7 protein-coding genes are annotated in these 4,826 nt (G+C 52.9%); 6 read left to right on the plus strand and 1 reads right to left on the minus strand.

Annotated features, from left to right (window positions below):
• From RMSM_RS20875 to RMSM_RS20900, 6 genes are all read left to right on the plus strand, one after another.
• Positions 1-410, plus strand: a 410-nt coding sequence (locus tag RMSM_RS20875; RefSeq protein WP_040768652.1) for a HypE family hydrogenase expression/formation protein, incomplete at its 5' end; no start/stop codon positions are given.
• Positions 411-707: 297 nt separating this feature from the next.
• Positions 708-1,013 carry a hypothetical protein gene (locus RMSM_RS20880; protein ID WP_008700796.1) on the plus strand — a complete coding sequence of 102 codons (306 nt, stop codon included), beginning with the start codon at positions 708-710 and terminating at the stop codon, positions 1,011-1,013.
• A 120-nt stretch (positions 1,014-1,133) separates the two neighbouring features.
• The gene (locus tag RMSM_RS20885) at positions 1,134-1,496 is read left to right on the plus strand and encodes a hydrogenase maturation nickel metallochaperone HypA/HybF (RefSeq protein WP_008700798.1); all 363 of its coding nucleotides are present in this window, start codon (positions 1,134-1,136) and stop codon (positions 1,494-1,496) included.
• Positions 1,493-2,206, plus strand: a complete 714-nt coding sequence (gene hypB, locus RMSM_RS20890) for a hydrogenase nickel incorporation protein HypB (RefSeq protein ID WP_008700801.1) — start codon at positions 1,493-1,495, stop codon at positions 2,204-2,206. The genes RMSM_RS20885 and hypB overlap by 4 nt, the downstream gene beginning before the upstream one ends.
• A 296-nt stretch (positions 2,207-2,502) precedes the next feature.
• A complete protein-coding gene (locus RMSM_RS20895; protein ID WP_008700806.1) occupies positions 2,503-3,018 on the plus strand; it encodes a carboxymuconolactone decarboxylase family protein in 516 nt (171 codons plus the stop codon).
• Positions 3,015-4,373 carry a dihydrolipoyl dehydrogenase family protein gene (locus tag RMSM_RS20900; RefSeq protein ID WP_008700808.1) on the plus strand — a complete coding sequence of 453 codons (1,359 nt, stop codon included), beginning with the start codon at positions 3,015-3,017 and terminating at the stop codon, positions 4,371-4,373. The genes RMSM_RS20895 and RMSM_RS20900 overlap by 4 nt, the downstream gene beginning before the upstream one ends.
• A gap of 124 nt (positions 4,374-4,497) precedes the next feature.
• Here the strand turns inward: RMSM_RS20900 and RMSM_RS20905 are convergent, their stop codons facing one another.
• Positions 4,498-4,758 carry a hypothetical protein gene (locus RMSM_RS20905; RefSeq protein ID WP_008700809.1) on the minus strand — a complete coding sequence of 87 codons (261 nt, stop codon included), beginning with the start codon at positions 4,756-4,758 and terminating at the stop codon, positions 4,498-4,500.
• Positions 4,759-4,826: the final 68 nt, after the last annotated feature.

Genomic DNA, 4,826 nt, shown 5'->3' on the forward strand with positions numbered 1-4,826 from the left:
ATGGTTTAACGCAAGCAATGTTGGCCGCGTGTCCTTCAATCCGCTTGATGCGTGATCCCACTCGCGGCGGCGTCTCGAGCACACTGAACGAATTGGCGGCGGCATCCCAAGTGGGGGTCTCACTTGACGAAGCATCCATTCCGGTGCGACCCGAGGTGCATGCGGCATGTGAGATGCTGGGGTTGGATCCTATGTATGTGGCTAATGAAGGGAAACTGATTGTGGTGGTCCCCGAAACCGATTGTCAGACTCTTTTGAGAGTGATGAAGCAGCATCCGCTGGGCAAAAATGCGGCGGTGATTGGGAAGGTCGTTTCCGAACATCCCGCAATGGTCGTGATGCGGACTCGGATCGGTGGCCAACGCGTGGTGACAATGTTGGCAGGAGAGCAATTACCAAGGATTTGTTGACCCGAATCGCATGAGAGCGGAAGATCGAGGTTGGAGCATTATTTCTTAAAATCCGAGTGAAACCATTTGTAACACGGTGCAATGGATTCGTCTCAGGGTTATAAACGAGAAAACAGCATTCGGACTTTTGGATCGACGTGGCCTCGGTTGCTTGGAAACTAAAAAAATGCATTGCTCGGGAGCAGCGTTTCCAGTGTGATGCGAGTCGAGAAAACGTCGACAAGGATGACGCTTCACTAAAATATGAATTAGGCAGTTTGGATCTTTATCTTACCCATATATTTTGAGGCTAATGTGATGAAAGAAGAAGATTGGAACCGACTCGAAGGTCGGCCCCACCCTAAGTGTGTTAGCTTTTGTGGACGCGATCTGCATGTGGGCGATCGTGTTCGCGTGTGGCCAAAAAACGGCAGCGACAATAAGGACTTTGTCATGGCCGGCAAGATTGCAATCATTGAAGACATCGAGCAAGACAGTGAAAACAAAGTGCATCTTGCCGTCGTGGTGGACCGCGAGCATGGACGTGATTCTGAAGTGACGCATCCGCCTGGGCATCGCTTCTTTTACCATCTCGAAGAAGTGGAACCCCTGGATCCCAGCTAGGCGTCCGGGGGAGATCTGCCGCCGTCCACCGGATGAATCAGATCACGATACTCGGTTGCCAATCCGCTTGGTTTTGGCGCCCGCAAATGGAAGACGCAAGATTCATTTGAGCTTTGATCCATGCACGAATTGTCCATCGCCATGAGCATCATCGATATCGCGGCGGAAACGTCTCGCACACACGATGACGCCCGGGTGATCGCGGTGCACTTAAAGATTGGCCGCATGTCGGGAGTGGTGATCGACGCATTGCTATCGGCGTTTACGATTGCGAAAGAAGATACGGTGCTGGCCAATGCGAAATTAATGATCGAAGACCTACCGGTGAAAGTGCGTTGTCCAAAATGCCAGTGTGAACGATTGGCGGATTCGATTCAGTGCCTGTGTTGCAGTGTTTGTCGAACAGTCTCGGCTGAAATCACACAAGGCGATGAATTGGACGTGGTCGCGGTAGAATTGGAGCCTCTGGAGATAAGGCAATGACGGATCCGCCCATCGATCCACAACCGGTTGCGGTCGCCACGAGGCTGGTGCAAGTTCGCACCAAAATACTAAAGCAAAACGATGTCGCAGCGCGGCGGCTACGGCAACGTTTTCACGACAACGGCGTGTTTGTCGTCAGTTTGGTTTCGAGCCCCGGTTCGGGTAAAACCCTGTTCCTCGAGCGGACACTGACGATGATGCGTCAACGTGACTATCGCGTGGCAGCGCTGGTCGGTGATCTTGCGACCGAAAACGATGCAGCAAGACTTTCGCGTTCCGGAGTGCCCGTGCGGCAAATTACCACCGGCACGGTTTGTCATTTGGAAGCGGAAATGTTGGAAAAGGCACTGGCGGGTTGGCAGCTCGACCAGCTCGATTATTTGTTTGTCGAGAACGTCGGAAACCTTGTCTGTCCTGCGACCTATGACTTGGGCGAAGATCTTCGTCTGGTGTTGTTTTCCACCACTGAGGGTGAGGACAAACCGCTCAAATATCCCACCATTTTCAACACCGCCGACATCGCAGTGATCAGCAAAATGGATTTGGCCGACTTGGTCGAGTTTGATGCTGAAACAGCCCGCAAGAACATTCACGCGGTCCGTCCAGAAATGGAAATTTTGGAATTGTCGGCTAAGTCAGGAGCCAAGATGGAGAAGTGGCTTGGTTGCTTGCAAGCACGCCGTGATGTTTCTGCCTCTGCGGAAACCTAATCACTCGCGCTGCTCGTTAGGGCGGAAACGCATATGCATGATCCGTACTCCGGCAGCGCTCTCCCACCTTGGCTGACAACAATCAGCTTCCACCGACACCTGTGGACAATGAGTCAGCCCTGGCCGTTTGGGTGTCAGGCTGGTGCCCTGGCGAACAATCTCGCGATGCGGAATCGATCGAATGGGGACGTTAGCCAATCGGAATTCTTGGCACATCAATTGCCCTGCTTAGCAACGTCGACGGGCTGAACTCTGTCGGTTTACTCGTTTGAATTGCTACTCACTAGGGACCACCCATGCCACATGTTAAGCCGCTCGATCAATCCAGTGCGCCTGCGGATTCACAGCCTATCTTAAAAGCGATCGAGAAAAAGTTTGGTCAGTCGCTGAACATTTTTAATACGCTGGCCTATCAGCCTGACGTCCTCGGTGGGGTCACCCAGGTCAACGATGGGATTCAAAACGATCTGCCAGGCAAACTTCGCGAACTCGCGTACTTCAAGGCATCGCAGGTCAACGGATGCGAATATTGTTCGCACTATCACAAGCAAGCAGCGCAGAAGGCGGGTGCATCGGATGCCCAGATCAAAGATATTGACAGCTACGACACCAGCGAAGCGTTTGACGATCAAGAAAAGGCGGTGTTGTTGTATGCCGAACAGCTTACCAAGACGGCTCAGGTCGATCCGGCAACCGTGACAAAGCTAAAAGAGTTCTTGGACGAAAAACAGCTGGTGACTCTTGCGGCGACCGTGGCATTGGCAAACTTCACCAATCGTTTTAATCATGGCTTGGATATTCAGCTGCCATGAGTAAAAATCACTTTGACCTAATCGTAATCGGCACAGGGCCGTCCGCTTCGACCGTCGCCAAAAAATCACGCGCCAACGGAAAACGAGTGGCCGTAATCGAAGAGCGTGAATTTGGTGGCACGTGTGCCCTGCGTGGCTGCAACCCTAAAAAGGTATACGTCAATGCGGCGGATCTGGTGGATCGTGTCGTCGGCGGTCGCGGGAAGCTTGTCGATTATGAGCAAATCAGAATCGATTGGCAGCAACTGCTGCAATTCAAAAAATCGTTCACTGATCCGGTTGTTGAAAAAAGTGAGGCGTCGTATCAAGAAAAAGGGATCGAAACCTTTTCCGGAACGGCTTCGTTTACCTCGCCAGACGCGATTCGTGTCGGCGATCACACGCTGACGTCCGAGCGGTTCTTCATCGGTGCCGGTGCACGGCCTCGGACTCTTGGTATCCCCGGCGAGGCACATGTGCTTCAAAGCGACGATTTTCTTGAATTGTCCGAGATTCCTAAACGCGTGGTGTTCATTGGCGGTGGGTACATTTCAATGGAATTTGCCTGTGTCGTGGCTCGCTACGGAGCACAGGTTACCGTTTTACAGCACGGCGATCAAATATTGAGCTCCTTTGACCCGGACCTCGTTTCACAATTGAGCAGCTATTGCGCGGAGCACGGGATCGACATTCATACACAATGTGAAGTCACTGGGATTGAACAACGCCGTGATGTACCCTTGATCGTGAACTACAAGAAAACCGATCAAACCGATTCCGTCGACGCCGATTTAGTGATTCACGGTGCTGGACGCGTTCCGAACATTGATCGACTTGATTTGCACACGGGCGAAGTCCAATTCGGTGAGAAGGGCATTAAGGTGGATGGCTTTTTGCGTAGCGTCACGAACCCACGGGTGTTCGCTGCAGGCGATTGCGCGGATACCGGTAAACCGCGATTGACACCCACGGCCAATGAAGAAGCGCGGGTCGCAGTGAAAAATTTGTTCGCTTCGCAATCGATGGAACAACCCAACTATGACGTCATCCCGCGAGTCGCGTTCACGGTTCCCTCGATCGCGTCCGTGGGAATGTCCGAGGCCGACGCACGGCAATGTCATGAAGTGGATGTTCATCACGAAGACACCTCGACATGGGGCTCCGTTCGCAAGTCGGGCCAGCGATGTGCGGGCTACAAGATTCTGATCGATAAAAAGACCGATTTGATCCTCGGCGCTCACCTGTTGGGGCCTGCAGCCGAAGAGACGATCAATCTGTTTGCAATGGCGATGAAGTTCGGATTGACCGCAAGCGATGTCAAATCAACGCTGTTTGTCTTTCCCACATTTGCATCCGACGTTCGCAAGATGGTGTGAACGGGGGGGCTTGTTAGCACGTCTCCGCAGCCGACGAAACCCCAATCGGCGCGTTTGGACGCGGCGCGATAGGTGCGGCGCGATTGGATGCACCGTGATAGGACGCGGCGATCCGCGGATGCCTCTACTGCGCTGTCGGTTCGGGTTCAACCGGTTCAATTTCGCCCGGTTCAATTTCGCCCGGTTCGCGGTCGATGCTCGCGTCCACTTTCTCTGCGGCTTGGTCGACGACTTGTTTCGACTTTTCGACCAGTGTGGATGTATCCTCTTTTACTTTGTCGGTATCGACTTGGATCGTCGGGTTACCCTCGGGGGAACTTAGTCGCAGCCAGCCCACTAGAACCATGATCAACACTAACACGACTACCACGATTACGACACGCATCAGATCCTCTCCTATCAATCGAACTTTCTCAGTCGCAAACGCTGTCGGTTTGCCCTTTCACTGAACGC

The sequence above is a fragment of the Rhodopirellula maiorica SM1 genome (assembly GCF_000346295.1).
Taxonomy (GTDB): Bacteria; Planctomycetota; Planctomycetia; order Pirellulales; family Pirellulaceae; genus Novipirellula; species Novipirellula maiorica.

Excerpts from the sequence above, each read along its gene's own strand:
- RMSM_RS20880 (WP_008700796.1), top strand. The coding sequence starts at position 708 with ATGAAAGAAGAAGATTGGAACCGACTCGAAGGTCGGCCCCACCCTAAG.
- RMSM_RS20885 (WP_008700798.1), top strand. The coding sequence starts at position 1,134 with ATGCACGAATTGTCCATCGCCATGAGCATCATCGATATCGCGGCGGAA.
- hypB (WP_008700801.1), top strand. The coding sequence starts at position 1,493 with ATGACGGATCCGCCCATCGATCCACAACCGGTTGCGGTCGCCACGAGG.
- RMSM_RS20895 (WP_008700806.1), top strand. The coding sequence starts at position 2,503 with ATGCCACATGTTAAGCCGCTCGATCAATCCAGTGCGCCTGCGGATTCA.
- RMSM_RS20900 (WP_008700808.1), top strand. The coding sequence starts at position 3,015 with ATGAGTAAAAATCACTTTGACCTAATCGTAATCGGCACAGGGCCGTCC.
- RMSM_RS20905 (WP_008700809.1), bottom strand. The coding sequence starts at position 4,758 with ATGCGTGTCGTAATCGTGGTAGTCGTGTTAGTGTTGATCATGGTTCTA.